Annotated in this window: 14 protein-coding genes; 4 read left to right on the forward strand and 10 right to left on the reverse strand. The window is 64.4% G+C overall.

What is annotated here, in order from left to right; translation table 11 throughout:
* Position 1 precedes the first annotated feature (1 nt).
* From ACR65J_RS05365 to ACR65J_RS05395, 7 genes are all read right to left on the reverse strand, one after another.
* Complete coding sequence (locus tag ACR65J_RS05365; protein ID WP_440166762.1) at positions 2 to 1,477, reverse strand: gamma-aminobutyraldehyde dehydrogenase; 1,476 nt, start codon at positions 1,475 to 1,477, stop codon at positions 2 to 4.
* Positions 1,478 to 1,522: 45 nt separating this feature from the next.
* Complete coding sequence (locus ACR65J_RS05370) at positions 1,523 to 2,599, reverse strand: proline racemase family protein (protein ID WP_440166764.1); 1,077 nt, start codon at positions 2,597 to 2,599, stop codon at positions 1,523 to 1,525.
* Positions 2,596 to 3,513, reverse strand: coding sequence for a dihydrodipicolinate synthase family protein (locus tag ACR65J_RS05375; RefSeq protein ID WP_440166766.1), 918 nt, complete (start codon positions 3,511 to 3,513; stop codon positions 2,596 to 2,598). The genes ACR65J_RS05370 and ACR65J_RS05375 overlap by 4 nt, the downstream gene beginning before the upstream one ends.
* A gap of 68 nt (positions 3,514 to 3,581) precedes the next feature.
* Positions 3,582 to 4,844, reverse strand: coding sequence for an NAD(P)/FAD-dependent oxidoreductase (locus tag ACR65J_RS05380; RefSeq protein WP_440166768.1), 1,263 nt, complete (start codon positions 4,842 to 4,844; stop codon positions 3,582 to 3,584).
* A gap of 51 nt (positions 4,845 to 4,895) precedes the next feature.
* The gene (locus tag ACR65J_RS05385; protein ID WP_440166770.1) at positions 4,896 to 5,762 is read right to left on the reverse strand and encodes an amino acid ABC transporter ATP-binding protein; all 867 of its coding nucleotides are present in this window, start codon (positions 5,760 to 5,762) and stop codon (positions 4,896 to 4,898) included.
* Positions 5,759 to 6,496 carry an amino acid ABC transporter permease gene (locus ACR65J_RS05390; protein ID WP_142118072.1) on the reverse strand — a complete coding sequence of 246 codons (738 nt, stop codon included), beginning with the start codon at positions 6,494 to 6,496 and terminating at the stop codon, positions 5,759 to 5,761. The genes ACR65J_RS05385 and ACR65J_RS05390 overlap by 4 nt, the downstream gene beginning before the upstream one ends.
* Before the next feature lie 34 nt (positions 6,497 to 6,530).
* Positions 6,531 to 7,385 carry a substrate-binding periplasmic protein gene (locus ACR65J_RS05395; protein ID WP_142118070.1) on the reverse strand — a complete coding sequence of 285 codons (855 nt, stop codon included), beginning with the start codon at positions 7,383 to 7,385 and terminating at the stop codon, positions 6,531 to 6,533.
* Between ACR65J_RS05395 and ACR65J_RS05400 the strand changes: the two genes are divergently transcribed.
* Complete coding sequence (locus ACR65J_RS05400; protein WP_440166772.1) at positions 7,369 to 7,728, forward strand: hypothetical protein; 360 nt, start codon at positions 7,369 to 7,371, stop codon at positions 7,726 to 7,728. The genes ACR65J_RS05395 and ACR65J_RS05400 overlap by 17 nt on opposite strands.
* Before the next feature lie 109 nt (positions 7,729 to 7,837).
* Here ACR65J_RS05400 and ACR65J_RS05405 read toward each other — a convergent pair whose 3' ends face one another.
* On the reverse strand, positions 7,838 to 8,434 hold the full coding sequence (locus ACR65J_RS05405; protein WP_440166774.1) for a short chain dehydrogenase: 597 nt from the start codon (positions 8,432 to 8,434) through the stop codon (positions 7,838 to 7,840).
* 3 nt (positions 8,435 to 8,437) lie between these two features.
* Positions 8,438 to 9,151 (reverse strand): GntR family transcriptional regulator, encoded by a 714-nt coding sequence (locus ACR65J_RS05410; protein WP_440166776.1) that lies wholly within the window; start codon positions 9,149 to 9,151, stop codon positions 8,438 to 8,440.
* Between the two features lie 526 nt (positions 9,152 to 9,677).
* On the opposite strand from ACR65J_RS05410, the gene ACR65J_RS05415 reads away from it, so the two are divergent.
* Positions 9,678 to 11,183 carry a CoA-acylating methylmalonate-semialdehyde dehydrogenase gene (locus tag ACR65J_RS05415; RefSeq protein WP_235008751.1) on the forward strand — a complete coding sequence of 502 codons (1,506 nt, stop codon included), beginning with the start codon at positions 9,678 to 9,680 and terminating at the stop codon, positions 11,181 to 11,183.
* 93 nt (positions 11,184 to 11,276) lie between these two features.
* Here the strand turns inward: ACR65J_RS05415 and ACR65J_RS05420 are convergent, their stop codons facing one another.
* Positions 11,277 to 12,800: a PucR family transcriptional regulator gene (locus tag ACR65J_RS05420; protein WP_440166778.1), complete on the reverse strand. Its 1,524-nt coding sequence runs from the start codon at positions 12,798 to 12,800 to the stop codon at positions 11,277 to 11,279.
* Between the two features lie 124 nt (positions 12,801 to 12,924).
* Here ACR65J_RS05420 and ACR65J_RS05425 point away from each other — a divergent pair, with 124 nt between their 5' ends.
* Both ACR65J_RS05425 and ACR65J_RS05430 read left to right on the forward strand, forming a co-directional pair.
* On the forward strand, positions 12,925 to 14,283 hold the full coding sequence (locus tag ACR65J_RS05425) for an aspartate aminotransferase family protein (protein WP_440166780.1): 1,359 nt from the start codon (positions 12,925 to 12,927) through the stop codon (positions 14,281 to 14,283).
* A gap of 602 nt (positions 14,284 to 14,885) precedes the next feature.
* Positions 14,886 to 16,742, forward strand: a complete 1,857-nt coding sequence (locus ACR65J_RS05430; protein ID WP_440166782.1) for an APC family permease — start codon at positions 14,886 to 14,888, stop codon at positions 16,740 to 16,742.
* Positions 16,743 to 16,983 lie beyond the last annotated feature (241 nt).

The raw sequence follows: 16,983 nt of genomic DNA on the forward strand, positions 1-16,983 counted from the left end.
CCTACCCCTCCAGGGTGAAGATGGTGCGGTGCCACTCCTTGGCCTGCTGTCCGGTGAGGTCGAACATGACGTGCTTGACCACGGTGTATTCGTCGAAGGAGTAGGTGGACATGTCCTTGCCGAAGCCGGACTGCTTGAAGCCGCCGTGTGGCATTTCGCTGATGATCGGGATGTGGTCGTTGACCCAGACGGCGCCGGCGCGGATTTCGCGGGTGGCTCGCAGGGCACGGTAGACATCCTTGGTCCATGCCGAAGCGGCCAGGCCGTAGGGGGTGTCGTTGGCCAGTTCAATGGCTTCGTCGTCGGTGTCGAACGGGGTGACGGCAAGGACGGGGCCGAAGACTTCGTCGCGGAAGATTTCGCTGTCCGGGGTGGCGTCGGCGACCAGGGTGGGCCGGTAGTAAGAGCCTCCCGCCAGGTCCCCTTCAGGGATGCCGCCGCCGATGACGCGGGCGTAGCCGCGGGCCCGGTCCACCATCCCCGCGACGGTTTCCTGGTGCTTGCGGGAGACGAGCGGGCCGAGGTCGGTGGCGGGGTCGGCAGTGGGCCCGAGCTTGACCTTGGCGTACAGGTCGGCGACGCCTTCGATGAATTTCTCGTAGAGCGAGCGGTGGACGATGGCGCGGGTGGCGGCCGTGCAGTCCTGCCCGGTGTTGATCAGTGATCCGGCGACGGCACCATGGATGGCTGCCTCAAGGTCCGCGTCGTCGAAGACGACGAAGGGGGCCTTGCCGCCGAGCTCGAGGTGGACGCGCTTGGCGGTGGTGGCTGCGGCGTCCAGGACGGTCCGGCCTACGGAGGTGGACCCGGTGAAGGAGAGCATGTCCACGTCCGGGTGGCGCAGCAGTTCGGCACCGATGGTGGAGCCGCGGCCGGTGAGGACGTTGATAACGCCGTCAGGGACGCCTGCTTCGGTGGCCACTTCTGCGAACAGCAGGCTGGTCAACGGCGTGATCTCCGCAGGCTTGAGGACGATCGTGTTGCCGGCGGCGACGGCGGGCAGGATCTTCCAGGCGGCCATCTGCAGCGGGTAGTTCCAGGGTGAGATGGAACCGATCACGCCGATCGCTTCGCGGCGGATGGAGGAGGTGTGGTCGGGGGAGTATTCGCCGGTGGCTTTGCCTTCGAGGTTGCGGGCTGCGCCGGCGTAGAAGGCGATGTTGTCGATGGTGCCGGGGACGTCGAATTCGCGGGTGAGGCGGATGGGTTTGCCGGCCTGGCGGGATTCGAGCTGGGCAAATTCTTCGGCGCGTTCTTCCATGAGCGCGGCAAACTTGGTGAGGACGGCGGACCGTTCACCGGGGGTGGCACGGGACCAGGCGGGGAACGCGTCGCGGGCTGCCTGCACAGCTTGTTTGACGTCGTCGCTTCCGGCCAGGGTGATGGTGCGAATGGTTTTGCCGTTGGACGGGTCGATGACGTCCACGGTTTCGCTGGTGCTGCCGTCGGCGAGTTTGCCGTTAATGAACTGGCTCACAACTCCTGCTTTCAGTTGTTTCGGAAAAGTGTCTAAGTGGGTGCTTTAGGCGCCCGGGGCCCAGATGTCGCCGACGGTGTAGCCGGAGGGGAAGGGGTCGGTGGGGTCCAGCAGCCATTGGGTGCGGCCGGTCACACAGCCGCGGCCCCGGATGGTGGGAAGGACCGCTTCGCGGCCGCCCGCCGTCGTTGTTCCTGTCAGCTGCCCGATGAATTCGCTGCCGATGATGCTGTGGTGGGAGAAGTCTTCGCCGATGGCCAGCTGCCCACGGGCGTGCAGGGCTGCCATCCGGGCCGATGTGCCGGTCCCGCAGGGGGAGCGGTCCAGCGCACCAGTCCAGGTGGACGGGTCCGACGGGACGAGTTTGCCGTTGGACAGCACCACGGTGTTGCGGTCCTGCCGGCCGGGAACGCGGTCGCCGGTGTGCAGCATGACCAGGTTGACCCCAGAAATCAGCGGATTGTCCGGGTGGACGCAGGCGATCTGCTCCAGCGCGGCCATCTTGATCAAGGCACCGGCGCGGGCAAGTTCCTTGCCGTTGTCCGGGTGCAGTTCCAAGCCGAGGTCCGCTGCCTTGGCCTGTGCGAAGAACTGGCCGCCGAAAACGACGTCGACGGGCACTGTGCCGAACTCCGGCACCTCGAGCGGGAAGTCGAGTTCGACGACGAACGCCGGGACGTTCACGACGGTCACCGAGAGGACCTTGCCGTCCTGGACCTTGGCGATTGCCTGGACGATACCGACGGCAGTGTCGATGGTGACCACGGTTTCCGGTCCGCGGACCGGCACGATGCCTTCCTCCAGGGCCGCGGTGACGGCGCAGATGGTGTTGGATCCGGACATCGGGGTGAAGCCGCCCTGTTCCAGGACCACGATGCCAAAGTCGGAGCCTTCGTTGACCGGAGGCAGGAGGATCACCGAGCAGAGGCCCGGGTAGCCGCGCGGCTCATGGAGCATGAGCCGGCGCAGCCAGTCCAGGTTGTCCTTGCAGTACTGCAGGCGCTCCGCCATCGTCTCGCCCTGCACGAGGGACGCGGCGGAGGTCAGGATCCGGCCCGGCTCGCCTTCGGCGTGGACCTCGATGGCGTCGAGGGCGAGTTTGGTGGCGGAGCGCGCGGTCATGCTGCTACTGCCGGGAGGACGCCTGCGTTGCGCAGGATGCCGGCGAAACGCTCGCGTTCCTCGGCGGGCAGCGGCTGGATGGGCAGGCGGGCCGGGCCGACAGGTTCGCCGATGAGTTCCAGGCCTGCCTTGATGCCGGCCACGTAGTTGACGGACTCGAGGAAGTCGCTGATGGCCCACAGGTGCTTCCATAGTTCGCGGGCGCGGACCAGGTCCTTCTGTTCGGCCAGGGTCTCCCAGAATTCGACGGCGAGTTCGGGCACAATGCCGGCGGTGCCCCAGACGGAGGCTTCGGCGCCGGAGGCGATGCCGAAGAACGTCAGGGTGTCCCAGCCGTTGAAGGCCTTGATGCTGTCGGTGTGGTTGGCGAGGAGTTCGGCCAGGCCCACGGCGTCATCGGAGGTGTTCTTGATGTAGTCCACTCCGTCGATCTGGCCGAGCTCGGCCAGTTCAGCGGCGGTCAGCTGGATGCCGGTGGCACCGGGGACGTTGTAGTAGACGATCGGGATGTTGATGGACGCGGCGACGGCGGAGAGGAACGTCTTGAGGGTGCTGAGGTCCAGGGGGTCGTAGAACGGCGGGACCAGCATGATGGCGTCCGCGCCGACGGCTTCGGCGTGCTGGGCCAGGTCGATGGCGCCTTGGGTGGAGAGCGCTCCGATGCCGGCGACTACGGGGATGCGTCCGTCGGCGCCTTTGACGTAGAGCTCGATGACGCGGCGGTACTCCTCGGGGGAGAGGGTGGTGAATTCACCGGTGGTACCCGTGGGGACGAGGCCGTGGATGCCGGCGGTGACCAGGCGCTCCACCTGGCGCTGCAGAGCCGCTTCGTCGATGGCGGAGCCGTCCTCGGTGAACGGGGTGGTGACGGCGGCGAGGATGCCGCGGAGTTCCTTCTTGGTGCGTGCAGACATGGTGTGGTGCTTCCTTTCAAAAGGTGGTCAGGCCGCTGTTGGGCGGCAGGAAATTTGGGGGTCCGGTACTAGTGAACCGGGACTGGCTGGCGCTGGACGCCGCGGAAACGGTCGGCCCTGAAGGGCTGGAGGGTGGGTGCCATCCTCCCGCGGACGATCAGATCCGTCAGTGCCGAAGCCGTTCCGGGGGCGAGGGTGATGCCCATCATGCCGTGGCCGGTGGAAACGTACGTGTTCTGCAGGTGTCCGAGATTTCCGATCACGGGGAGCCCGTCCGGTGTCATCGGCCGCATGCCGGCCATCGGCGTCGGCTTGGTCGCGGGCGGCTCCCAGTTGCGGAAGTACTTCGCCGGGGCCCGCAGGATCGCATCGACGCGGACCTGGTTGATCTTCTCGTCCAGGCCGCCGAACTCCATGGTGCCGGCCAGGCGCAGGCGTTCGTTGAACGGGGTGACCGCCACTTTGGCGTCCCAGAGGTTGACGGTGCTGCGCAGGCCCAGGGCGGGAACCTCCACGCTGTACCCCTTCCCGGGACGGACGGGCAGGGGCACTCCGAACTGCTTGGACAGGTTTCCGCTCCAGGCGCCGGCAGCGAGGACGAAGTTGTCGCCCGTGTAACGGTTGCCGCGGCTGTGTACTGCGGTGACGCGGTCCCCGTTGCGGTCCACGGCATCAATGGGGGCGTTCTCGATAATCTTGACACCCATTGCCACCAGCCGCTGGTGCAGCGCGGTGGCCATTGCGCCCGGATCCACGTGGCGTTCCTGCGGGAAGTAGATGCCGCCCAGGACCTCGTCGGTGAGCAGTGGTTCCTGCTCGTGCACCGCGTCCCGGTCCAGTACGCGTGGCTGGCGTCCGTACTGGGATGCCAGGTCGAGGTTGTCGACGTGGTGGTCGAAGTTGTCCTGCTCCATGAATGCCATGAGCAGCCCGTTCGTGTGCATTTCGAAGTCCATGCCGTCGGCGCGGTACTCGTCAAAGATCTGCAGGGTGTCGGCGGCAAGCCGGAGGTGGCCCTCGAAGCCGGCGCGCTGGTCGCGGGCGTTGGACTTGCGCCACATGCCCAGCATGAATCCTATGAAGGCTGGATTCAGGGACGGCCGGATGTAGAGCGGGCTGTCCGGGCGGAGCATCCATTTCATGGATTTGAGGACGACGCCGGGTCCGGGCACGGGTGCCGATTCCGCGGGGCAGATCCACCCCGCGTTGACTTTCGACGCGCCCAGGCCGGTGGCCCGGGCGTCAATGACGGTGACGTCCTCGCCCTCGCGGGCGAGGTGGTAGGCCTGGGTGAGGCCGATGACGCCGCCACCAATCACTACGGTGTGCACAATGGTTCCTTTCTTGGTCCGGGGCAGAGGGGCTGTTCCGGACCGGTGGGCCTAGAAGCGGACGGCGTCCACGAATTTCTTGAGGTCTTCGTTATCGCACTTGTCGAACGCGGCCTCCGGGGTGGCGTTGACGGCGATTTCGCCGTTGTGGAAGAACACCACCCGGTCCGCGGCTTTGGAGGCGAAGGCCATGTCGTGGGTGACCAGGGCGACCGCGATGCCGTCCTCTTCCTTGAGCCGGCGCAGGACGTCGAGTACTTCTGCCGCGACGGGTGGGTCCAGGGCGGAGGTGATTTCGTCACAGAGCAGGAGCTTGGGCTTCATCATCAGGGCCCGGGCGATGGCGACGCGCTGGCGCTCACCGCCGGAGAGTTGGGTGGGCTTGCTGAGGATGTGGTGGGCCATGCCTACTTCGCCCAGGGCGGCTTCGGCCCGGTCGCGGGATTCCGAGGCGGCGGCGCCGCGAACCTTGCGGGGGGCAAGGACGAGGTTGTCCAGCACGTTCATGTGCGGCCAGAGCGTGTAGGCCTGGAAGACCATGCCCACTTCGGAGCGGATGTTGTCCCATTCCTTGGTGCGTTTCTGGTCCGCGAAGACCGTGTGCCCGTCGATCAGGATCTGGCCCTCGTCCGGGTCGGTGAGGCCGGCCAGGGCGCGAAGGAGGGTGGATTTGCCGGAGCCGCTCTTGCCGATGATGACGGTGATGTCGCCCTTGTTCATCTCGAAGTCGACATTCTTGAGGATCTGGCGGGGTCCAAAGGCTTTTTGGAGGCCGCGGGCTTCCACCAGGACCTGCCGATTCCCGGTGAGCTGGGGGGTGGCCTCGAGCGCTGTCACCTTGATGCCCTTCTGTTCGGTTCCATCATTGTCCTTCTGCTGCTGGACCGGAGGAAGCCCGGTGCTCAGTGAATGGCTCATGCCGGCACCACCGGACGGGTTCCGGGCATCATTCGCGATGCGAGCCTCCTGGGCGCCGGGGCACCCATGCCGGAGCTGTTCTGCATCCTGCGTTCGATGGAGCTGGTGATCAGCGAAATCGGGAAGGCGATGGCGAAGTAGACGCCCGCTGCGAGGGTGAAGACTTCCAGGGCCCGGTAGGTCTGGGAAGAAATCGTGTTGGAGATGAACATCAGGTCCGAGACGGCAATGGTGGAGACCAGCGCCGTGTCCTTGAAGAGGGAGATGTTCAGGGAGAGGATGACCGGCAGCTGCTGGCGCAGGGCCTGCGGGACGATGATGTAGCGCAGCTGCTGGAAACGGCTCAGCTGCAGCATCCTGCCGGCTTCGACCTGTTCAACCGGAACGGACTGGAAACCGCTGCGGTAGGTTTCGGCCATGAAGGCGGTGAGGTTCGCCGTGAGGGCAATGACAGCCGACGCGTATCCGGGGAGCGTAACCCCGGTGAGGGCAGGCAGTGCGTAGAAGATCCAGAACAGTTGGACCAGCAGCGGGGTGCAGCGGAAGATCTCGATGTATCCCTGGGCGGCCCAGCGGATCACCTCGATCTTCGACATGCGGCCCACTGCCAGGGGCACCGCGAGGATCATGCTGATGACGATGGTGATCACAGTGATCTGGAGGGTGAGACCCAGCCCCTGCATCATTGCAGGGAAGGCGTTGGCCACCACGTTCCAGTCGAAGTTGTAGTTCATGTCTTGGCTCCTTGGCCGCGTTGTTCCTGGCGGATCACTTCTTGGCGAGGTCGCCGAGGTTGTTGACCTCGAAGTAGTTGACCTTGGTGTAGGCCTGTGCCAGAGTGCCGCTCTTCTGGGCGCGCTCGATGGCGATGTTCACGATCTGCATGGACCGGGCGTCGACGCCGGCGGGAACCCCGTAGGCGGCGGTGCCGGAGTAGATTTCAGGCTTGGGGACGATGATCTTCAGGGAAGAGTCGGCCTGTGCCTGGGACTCTGCGGTGGGAAGGTCGGTAAATTCTGCCACCGCGCGTCCTGCCTGGATAGCGGAGATGGCGTTGGAGTAGGAGTCCATCGGCATGATGTTCCCGGTCAGGCCCTTCAGCGTCGCCTCGGGTGCTGCGCCCTGGGCGGTGGCAATCTGTCCGCCGCTGCTGATGACCTGGTCGCTGGTGGTGAATGGGGCATCCGCCTTGACGACGAACACGCCGGGGTATTCGTAGACCGGGTTGGTGAAGGAGATCGCCAGTGACCGTTCCACCGTGTAGTCCAGGTTTGCAGCGAAGTCGTAGCGGTTGGCCTGCAAGCCTGCCACGATGTTCTTCCACTCCGCGGCTACCGGAACCAGCTTCACGCCCAGCTGCTTGGCCAGTTCCTCGAGGGGAATGAGGTTGGGGCCGCCGAGGGTCCCGTCCGGCTGCTGGGTGGTCATGGGCGGGGCGATGGCCACGCCGACGCGGAGCTCGCCGCGCTTTTTGATGTCATCGATAAAGGAGCCCTGGGCGGAGACTGATGACGCTGCCGTGGCACTGTTGCCGCCGAACATTTTGCCGCCCAATGTGCCGCCAATCCCCCCGAGGACCAGGACGGCCAGGATGGCGAGGACAATCTTGCTTGTTTTGGTCATTTTAAAACCCTCTTTACAGGAAACGGGTCAGGGGGCCGGCGGGAAAAACAAAGGAAAATATGCCGACTGGATGGAAGTTTTTCTGATCGGACGCGGCCACCATGCTGCCGTGCTGTCCTGGGGGCGAATGGCTGAAGATGTTGCCATCCGAAGGTCGTTTGGTTGTTTTATTGTCTTACAATCAGCTTCGTGCTTCAAGAGTAAACCTGTGACCGGCGCCACGTCCAGTGGCTGCTGCAAAAAAGGAGAGTGTGAAGGAAATAAAGCTGTAACGCGGCTTCCGCGTGCTTCCGGGGCCGGGGCCGGCGAGGGGGTGAGGAAGACCGCGAATGTAAATTCCTGATGACCGCGCCGCAGAGGACTGCCACTGGAAACAGCAAAAGCCGGCCTTCACAGGGTGAAGACCGGCTTTTGCGGGGGTTGCCCGGGGGAGGGGTGCGCGCGCTGCCTGTCTACTGGTCCAGGGCGTACGTCTGTCCCGTCTGGATGCCTTCGACGGACTTTACGTACGCGCGCCCCACCGTTTCCGCGGGAACCTGTTGGAATCCGGGGAAGTAGTCGTGGTAGCCGGTGGCCTCGGCGAGGACCGAGGGGCTGACGGCATTGATGCGGATACGGCGCGGCAGCTCGGCCGCGGCCGCCATGACAAAGGATTCCAGGGCGCCATTGGCCAGGGAGGCTGCGACACCGGTCAGGATGGGTTCACGGGCAAGCACCCCGCTGGTCAGTGTGAAGGAGCCGCCGTTGTTCACATACTCCACGCCTATCTGGACCAGGTTGACCTGGCCGAGGACCTTGTCCTCGAAGCCGGCCCGGAAGTCTTTGTCCGTGAGTTCTTCGAGCGGCTTGAAGGGGACGGAGCCGGTGCAGGATATGACGGCGTCCACGCGGCCTACCTGGTCAAACATCCGGCGGATGGAGTCCGGTTCGGTGAGGTCGACCGTGACCTGCCCGGAGCGTGAGGCTTCGATGATCTCGTGCCGGTCCCGCAGGGCCGAGGCGGCCGAGGACCCGAGCAGGCCGGTCGAGCCTACGATCAGAATCTTCATGGGTTAGCTCTCTTTCTGTGGGATTGCGCTGCCCAGCAGCGGGATGAGTTCCTCCGCGCTGCGCATGGTGTGTTCGCTGAAGGCTTTCCGGATGACGTCGAGGTCCTGGGTTCGAAGGGCCTGAACCAGCTTTTCGTGGACCCGGTGCGCGCGGACGGGGTCTGCCCGTGCCGCCTGGTCCTGGGCAAGGATGATGGTCAGGTGCGCTTCGGTGACCGGCCAGAGTCGCAGCAGCAGCGCGTTCTCTGAGGCGGCCCACAGGCTCCGGTGGAATGACACGTGGCTTTCGTGCCGGATGACCGGGTCCGGATCCATCTCCACGCGGCTGTACTCGGCCCAGCTGTCCTCCACCATTTTCATGCGGCGCCCGGAGTCATCCTCCACGATCGCGGTGGCGGCCAGCATGTCCAAGGCCATGCGGGTGTTGGCGAGGTCCATGATGGCTGCTGCGTCCAGGGTTGCCACTCTGAGGCCGCGGTACGGCTCCTGGACCAGGAGTCCTTCCTGGGCCATCTGGTTGAGGGCTTCTCGGACAGTGGGCCGGCTGACGTTGAGCCATTCGGAAAGCTGGACCTCCGTGAGCTTCTCGCCGGGCTTGATGGTGCCAAGCACAACGGCGCGCCGGATCTCATTGACGACGCCATCCCTGCGCGACACCGAGGCCACCGGGGACATCCGCAGAGGAAGTGCCGCAGCTGACATGTTTGATTCCGCCATGAGCTTCCCCAATACATTCGAAAGTCGACTACTGCGTGTGCAGATTGTCAGACAAACTCTACCGCTCTTCCGACTTCGCGTATACAGGGATATCGAACGAGTCTTTGGAACGGGCAACTGCAGCCCGGAGCCAGCGGGGCACCCATGTCCCGGGCAGGCCATTGATGGGCGGCATGAGGCTTCCCTCTCCTATGAAGCGTGCCTCGGCGGCGGCTGGGAGGGAAGCTTTGGTTGCCTCTTCCCCGGCCGGGTTCCACCATCCGGTTTGGGGGCAGTGTTCCCCGGTACGGGCGGCGCCTGGGGGTACAGAAGGGAAGTGGCTGCGTCGTTTCATTGGGCTCCTCAAAGACTTGATCCTGCTGTGGCCTCCACGGTAGGGACGTCCGCTGGCTGCGGCCGCCTATACATGTGTCGAGCCGAAACGGCACCAAGCTCCAAATGGAGTCCCCGCGAGCGTGCGGCGTCCCCGTACCGTTGCTGCAAAGCCGCTCCGGCAACACTCCCTGAACTGAAAGCGAGCAACAGCGTGACCGCGAACGAAGAACTTCCCGTCCTGTCCCACTGGATCGACGGCGCCGAGGCCCTTTCCTCGGGGGACCGCACCGCCCCGGTCTACGACCCGGCCCGCGGCATCGAAACCAAACGCGTCGCCCTGGCGAATGCCTCGGACATCGAAACCGCCATCTCGTCCGCCCACAAAGCCTTCCCTGCCTGGCGTGACCTCTCCATCACCAAGCGCCAGCAGATCCTGTTCCGCGTCCGCGAACTGCTGAACGAGCGCAAAGGCGAGCTCGCCCAGATCATCACCGCTGAGCACGGCAAAGTCGTCTCGGACGCGCTGGGCGAAATCACCCGCGGCCTGGAGGTCGTGGAACTGGCCACTGGTTTCCCGCACCTGATCAAGGGCGAGCACTCCGAAAACGTCTCCACCGGAGTGGACGTCTACTCCACCAAGGCACCCCTCGGTGTCGTGGGCATCATCAGCCCGTTCAACTTCCCGGCCATGGTTCCCCTGTGGTTCCTGCCTGTCGCCATCGCCGCCGGCAACACCGTCGTGCTCAAGCCCAGCGAGAAGGACCCCTCCGCCGCCAACTGGCTCGCCGAACTGTTCACCGAAGCAGGCCTTCCGGCAGGCGTGTTCAACGTCCTGCACGGAGACAAGGAAGCCGTCGACGGACTCCTCGAGCACCGCGACGTCAAGGCGATCTCCTTCGTGGGCTCCACCCCCATTGCCCAGTACATTTACGAAACTGCAGCCAAAAACGGCAAGCGCGTCCAGGCGTTGGGCGGCGCGAAGAACCACATGCTGGTCCTGCCCGATGCCGACCTCGACCTGACTGCCGACGCCGCCATCAACGCCGGCTTCGGATCCGCCGGTGAACGCTGCATGGCCATCAGCGTCGTCGTCGCCGTCGAGCCCGTCGCTGACGAACTGATCGAGAAGATCACCTCCCGGATGGCGACCCTGAAGATCGGTGACGGACGCCGCAACTGCGACATGGGCCCCCTGGTGACCAAGCAGCACCGCGACAAGGTGGCGTCCTACATCGACATTGCCGTTGAGGATGGCGCAAAGGTTGTGGCGGACGGCCGCGGCATCAACGTGGACGGCGACGAGAACGGCTTCTGGCTCGGCCCGACCCTGATCGACGAGGTCCCGGTCACCTCCCGCGCTTACACCGAGGAGATCTTCGGCCCGGTCCTGGCGGTGGTCCGCGTCCACAGCTATGAAGAGGGTCTTGACCTTATCAACTCCAGTGCGTACGGCAACGGCACGGCTATTTTCACCAACGACGGCGGCGCGGCCCGCCGCTTCCAGAACGAGGTGGAAGTGGGCATGGTGGGTATCAACGTGCCAATCCCGGTTCCGGTGGCGTACTACTCCTTCGGAGGGTTCAAGGATTCCATCTTCGGCAGCTCCAAGGCCTACGGCCTCCAGGGCTTCCAGTTCTTCACCCGCGAAAAGGCCATCACCTCCCGTTGGCTCGACCCGAGCCACGGCGGCATTAACCTGGGCTTCCCGCAGAACTAGGGCAGCACCCACAGGATGTCAGCACCTGGCACTGGGCCCTGACAGCGAGGACCTCCGGCACACCTGCCGGAGGTCCTCGCCTTCGTTTCCGGCCTATTCCAGGAACTGAACAGCCGCGTACAGCTCCAGGCGGTCCTGCATGCTGTCCAGGTTCAGTCCAAGGATTCGGCCGGCAGTATCAATCCTGTTCCTGAGCGTATGGCGGTGCACTCCCAGACGGCGCGCTGTCTTGTCCCAGGCACAGTTATTGGCAAACCATTCCCGTACGGTTTCCAGCAGTTCCGTCTGCTCGGCCGCGTCATGGCTGATCAGCGGCTGCAGCAACCCCCGGGCCACCGGGCCGGCCTTCTCCTCGCGAAGCAGGCCCAGCATGCCGCCTGTCGAGAGCTCGGAAAATTCGACGACGGCCCTGCCCACTTCAGCTGCCCGCCGCAACGCACGTGTGGCTTCTTCCAGGGCACCGGCAAGCCCCTCCATTGGTGCCTCGGCCGAGACACCACACGTCGCGCCGTGGCGCCCCAGCAGCTCCAAAACCTTCCCCTGGTGGGCCTGGCCCGCCAGGATCACCAGGACCTCGCCCCGCAGCGCATAGAACACGGCACCCCGGTGGTCGTCCGCCAGCAGCTCCAAGGCCTCCAACAGGTTTGGCGCCGGGCTCTCCTGCCGGGAGACGGTCACCATCAGCGGATCCCGTGGCAGCTGGCCCCACACCTGGCGGGCTGTGCGGAATGCGACGTCGGTGCTGCCCGCCAGCAGCTGCTCAAAGACACCGGCGCGCAGGTGCCTCCGTGCCGTGTCCAGGGTCCGCGCCTGCTCCAGGGCCAGGCTTGCCAGGCCGATCACGCTGTTGACGATGTCCGCCCGGGCCGGGTCCAGGGGCTCGATGGCACCCAGCACGAGGGCGCCGCGCAGGTTGTCTTTGCGGCCAAGAGTCTGCAGGGTCACCGACTGGCCGTCAACGTCGAAGTGCGAGGCCGAGCGGGTCCCTAATTCCAGCGCCTGCCGTACCTTCCGGCCTACTCCAGCCGCGATCTCCGACGGGACGGGACGGTTGCGGGGCATGCGCACATAGTTGCCCGCGGCATCGTACAGGGCCACCCAGCTGTGAAGCTGTCGCTCGAGCTCACCGAGGATCGAGGTCAACCCGTCGGGCCGCAGGGCTGCCCGCGAGATGGCACGCTGGGCCTGCAGCGACCACTCGGCACGTGCGTGCTCTTCCCGCGCCAGATAGTCCGCAACAGTGCGGATAATGGCGATGAACGGTGTCCGGTCCGGTACCTCGACCAACGGAAGGCCCTGATCCCTACAGGCTTCCTCGAGGCCTGGAGGCAACGTCCCGTGGACCACCTGGGTGGCAAAGCCCAGTCCCACGATGCCATGCTCCACAAGCCGGCCCACATAGTGCTCATACCCCTTCCCGAACTCACCCTCGACGGGAAACTGGGTACCGTCCGTCAGCAACAGCTGGCCGGAGTCCAGGAACGGGGTGGGGTCCGCCAGGTCAGAGCTGTGCACCCAACTGATTGACTGCTCAAGGCGAGGTGCCCCGAGGTCCGGCACCACCAGCCGCAACTTCAACGAGCGGCTGCGGAGGAGGATATTAAGGTTTGGCGGCATGTTGATCCCCGGTGTGAAAACGTCGAACAGAAACAGATGGGTTGTACAAACGTATACGGCACTAGCCCTGACGGAAAGCGGATGATGAAGGAACTTCCCATTCCACTTACCGAGAGGAAACGCCATGGTCGCCAACCAGGCACTCCTGCCCGCAGCAGACGCCAAGACGTCGGCCGCTGTATCCCTCAGCAACGCCGACGTCGTAGCCCTCGACCGGGCCAACGTCTTCCATTCCTGGTCCGCGCAGAAGTCCCTGAACCCTATGGCGATCGCCGGCGGATCCGGCAGCACCGTCTGGGACCATGACGGCAACACCTACCTGGACTTCTCCAGCCAGCTCGTCAACACCAACATCGGCCACCAGCACCCCAAAGTCATAGCCGCCATCGCCCAGCAGGCCACCACCCTGGCCACCGTGGCACCCGCGGCCGCAAATCACGTCAGGGCCACCGCCGCAGCCAAGATCCTGTCCCACGCACCCGCCAACATGGAAAAGGTGTTCTTCACCAACGGTGGTGCAGACGCCAACGAAAACGCCATCCGGATGGCCCGCCTGCACACCGGCCGCGACAAAGTCCTTTCGCGCTACCGCTCCTACCACGGCAACACCGGCGCTGCCATCGTTGCCACCGGTGACTGGCGGCGCATCCCCAACGAATACTCCCGCGGCCACGTCCACGTCTTCGGCCCCTACCTCTACCGCTCCGAGTTCTGGGCCGAAACCCCCGAACAGGAAACCGAGCGCGCCCTCCACCACCTCCGTCGGGTGATCCAGGCCGAAGGCCCGCAGTCCATCGCCGCCATCCTGCTGGAAACCGTCCCCGGCACCGCCGGCATCCTGGTCCCCACACCCGGCTACCTCGAAGGCGTCCGGGCGCTCTGCGACGAATACGGCATCGTGATGATCCTCGACGAGGTCATGGCCGGCTTCGGCCGCACCGGCGACTGGTTCGCCTTCGACGCCTTCAACGTCACCCCGGACCTCATCACCTTCGCCAAGGGCGTCAACTCCGGCTACGTCCCCGTAGGCGGCGTCATCATCTCCGGCGACATCGCCGCCACTTTCGATGAGCGGGTCTTCCCCGGCGGGCTCACCTACTCCGGGCACCCGCTCGCCGCGGCCTCGGTGGTGGCGTCCATCGAAGCCTTCGAAGAAGAAGACATCGTCGGCAATGCCGCCAGGATCGGCCGCGACCACCTCGAACCCGGCCTGCTCGCACTGGCCGAAAAGCACAGCGTCATCGGAGAAGTCCGCGGCCGCGGCGTCTTCTGGGCCCTGGAACTCGTCCAGGACCGGGACTCCCGCACCCCTGTCAACGCAGAGTACATGGGCCGGCTCAAGGCTGAACTGCTCCGCCTGGGCCTGCTGCCGTTCCTGGCCGACAACCGCCTCCACGTGGTGCCGCCCGCCGTCGTCACGGCAGATGAGGTGAAGCAGGCGCTGGCCATCTACGATCAGGCTTTCACCGCCATGACACACTGAAAAAATCTGCGGGCCGGCGTGCTCTTAGGCCCAGGGTGCCTATGAGACGTAGATCCTTGTGGTGCTGCCTATCCCTGCGATAGGCAGCACCATGTTTCGTGACGACAATGGACTGAAAACGTGAGAACAATGTCTGAGTACGAGCAGGACAGATCGAATCTGCCGCTCTTCTACCATCCCTTTACACACGCCCCGGGGACGGACGCGATTCCCACCGCTCGGGAACAGGCCCGTGTATTGGCCGCAGGCAAACAGCGCCGCTCCCTCGGCAGCAAGGCCCGGAGAACCCGCGTCAACCAGGTCGTCGACGACCTCACGCAGATGGCACTCCTTAGACGCGCCTCCCGTGGCGCACCCCAGGACCGCCATTTCTTATAAACCTGAAAGACGTTCCACGCCGGAAGGACGTCCTTGGCATTTCCTGGAACGGCCGGATCAACCGACCCCAAAAGCGGCGGCAGGGGAAGTGCCAGGAACAAAGCCAGCCAGCAAGCGCAGTCAAAGCCGAATCGACAGCTGAAACGTCTACATCGCGTGAAGTCCGGAAGCCGGATACTGGTAGGACAAAGGAGTCATATGGACACTCGAAAAATAATGCGCCCATGAGGGAAGCTTATGAGGCGAGCGACGCCCAGCTGAAGAAGCAGATCGGACTTTTCGGCCTGATCGCGCTTGCTGTCAGCGTTCAAATCGGTTCCGGCTGGCTCCTGGCCACCCTCGCCGCAGCAAGTATCGCCGGACCTGCCTCGATTATCACCTGGGTACTGGGCGCCGTCTTCTTCGGCGTCATCGGAGCGGCATGGATGGAGCTGGGAACCATGCTCCCGCGCTCGGGCGCAGGCGTCCGCTACCCCAGACTCACCCACGGAGCATTCCTGAGTTGGTTCAACGGGTGGGGTTACCTGATTGCGGCGCTGGCACTGCCCGTTATTGAAGTCCAGGCAATCCTCACGTACGTCGGGGGCAACTGGCCTGAACTAGGACTCCTCACCGAAAGCGACGGGACGATGATCCTGTCATGGCCCCGGGGAATCGTGGCAGGTTTCGGGCTCCTCATTGTCTTCTTCATCCTCAATTCCTTTGGCGCGAAAGTCCTGAGCGAGTCGAACAAATACATCACTATTTGGAAGCTCGTGATCCCACTCGTGGCAGCGACGCTGATGTTCTTCGCTTTTTCCTCCGCGAACTTCACCATCGGCGGTGGCTTCGCCCCTCAAGGTGCAGGCGCTATCCTCGGCGCACTTGCCAGCGGCGGCATCGTGTTCGCCTACTCCGGCCTCCGCCAGATTCTTGACTTCGGCGGCGAGGCAATCAATCCACAGCGGAACATCCCGATCGCCATCGTGGTCGGAGGACTGTTGATTCCCCTGGTGATTTACATACTTCTGCAGATCGGATTCGTGGGAGCCGTGAACTGGGACGCGGCCAACGTAGCGTCAGGGGACTGGCACGCTCTCCTTGGAAGCCACTGGGCTTCCGCGCCGTTGCTCAACGCCGTCACCGCCGCCGGTTTCGCGTGGTTTTCCGTGGTCCTGCTCTCGGACGCAGCACTCTCGCCAATGGCCACGGGCTGGGTGTGGCTGGGCATTGGCGCACGGTCCACGTACTCCATGTCGGTAAATGGGGAGCTGCCCAAAGCACTTCAACGGATCAACCGGTTCGGCACACCCATCGTGGCGCTGGCCATATGCACAGCTCTGGGGATGTTCTTCTTCTTTCCGGCCCCAAGCTGGTACTCCTTCGTTGGTCAGGTTTCGATCGCCCTGACACTGAGTTACCTAATGGGTGGGCCAGTGCTCGTTGTCCTTCGGCGCACCGCACCTGAGCTCCCACGCCCATTCCGGCTCAAGGCCGCCACCTTCTGGGCCCTCGCCGGATACGTAGCCAGCCTGTTGCTGATCTACTTCGCCGGCTGGGTCTCTCTCATCAACCTTTTCACCGTCGTATTCTTCGCGCTTCCGCTCTACGGCGGCTACGCAAGCGTTCGGAGCGGGTGGAGCCGTCCTCTGCCCAGCTGGCTGCTCTCCGCAGGCTTCACTGTCGCGTGGATCTGGGTAGCGGCCGCCGGCGGCTGGTTGTTCACCCGGAACCAGGAACAAGCCCCGGGCTCATGGTCTTTCCCCATCTATTTCAGCGCCATGGTCATAGTCGCTGGGCTATTTCTAGGCGGCCTGTACCTGTCGAGCAACACGAAGGGGCGGGGTCACATCCGCGGCGGCCTGTGGATAGTCGTCACCTTCCTGACGACGCTCCTTATTGCCTACTATGGACAGTTCGGCCCCCTAGGCGAGCCCGCGCTGGGAAATCAAACTGACATCCTGACCATGGCAGCCCTCGCTGTCGGGACGTTCTTCTGGTCTGTTTGGGCCGGCGGCCCAACTGAAGAACTTGCCTCCCTCCTGGCTGCAGAGAAGTTGGAGAACATCCAATGTACTTCCCACGGCCCGAGCACGCGGTAGAAACGGATGCCCACGAAGAGCCAGAGATAACGGGAGCCTGCGTCAAGGCGCGTTCTTCCTCCCCATCACGGACGAACCGCTGCCACATCTGATTCCTATTCGACGTTCAGCCCGAGCCCGCTTTCCGGGCCACTCCCGAGGCTGGAATCGAGCCGCAATTCGCTAAAGCCGTCGCCAATTGTCCTAGAGGCGTGTCGGTTGGAAATCAGGCGAAGCCCCTTTCGAAGCCCTCTCCCCCGTC

This window comes from Arthrobacter sp. SAFR-044 (assembly GCF_059414985.1).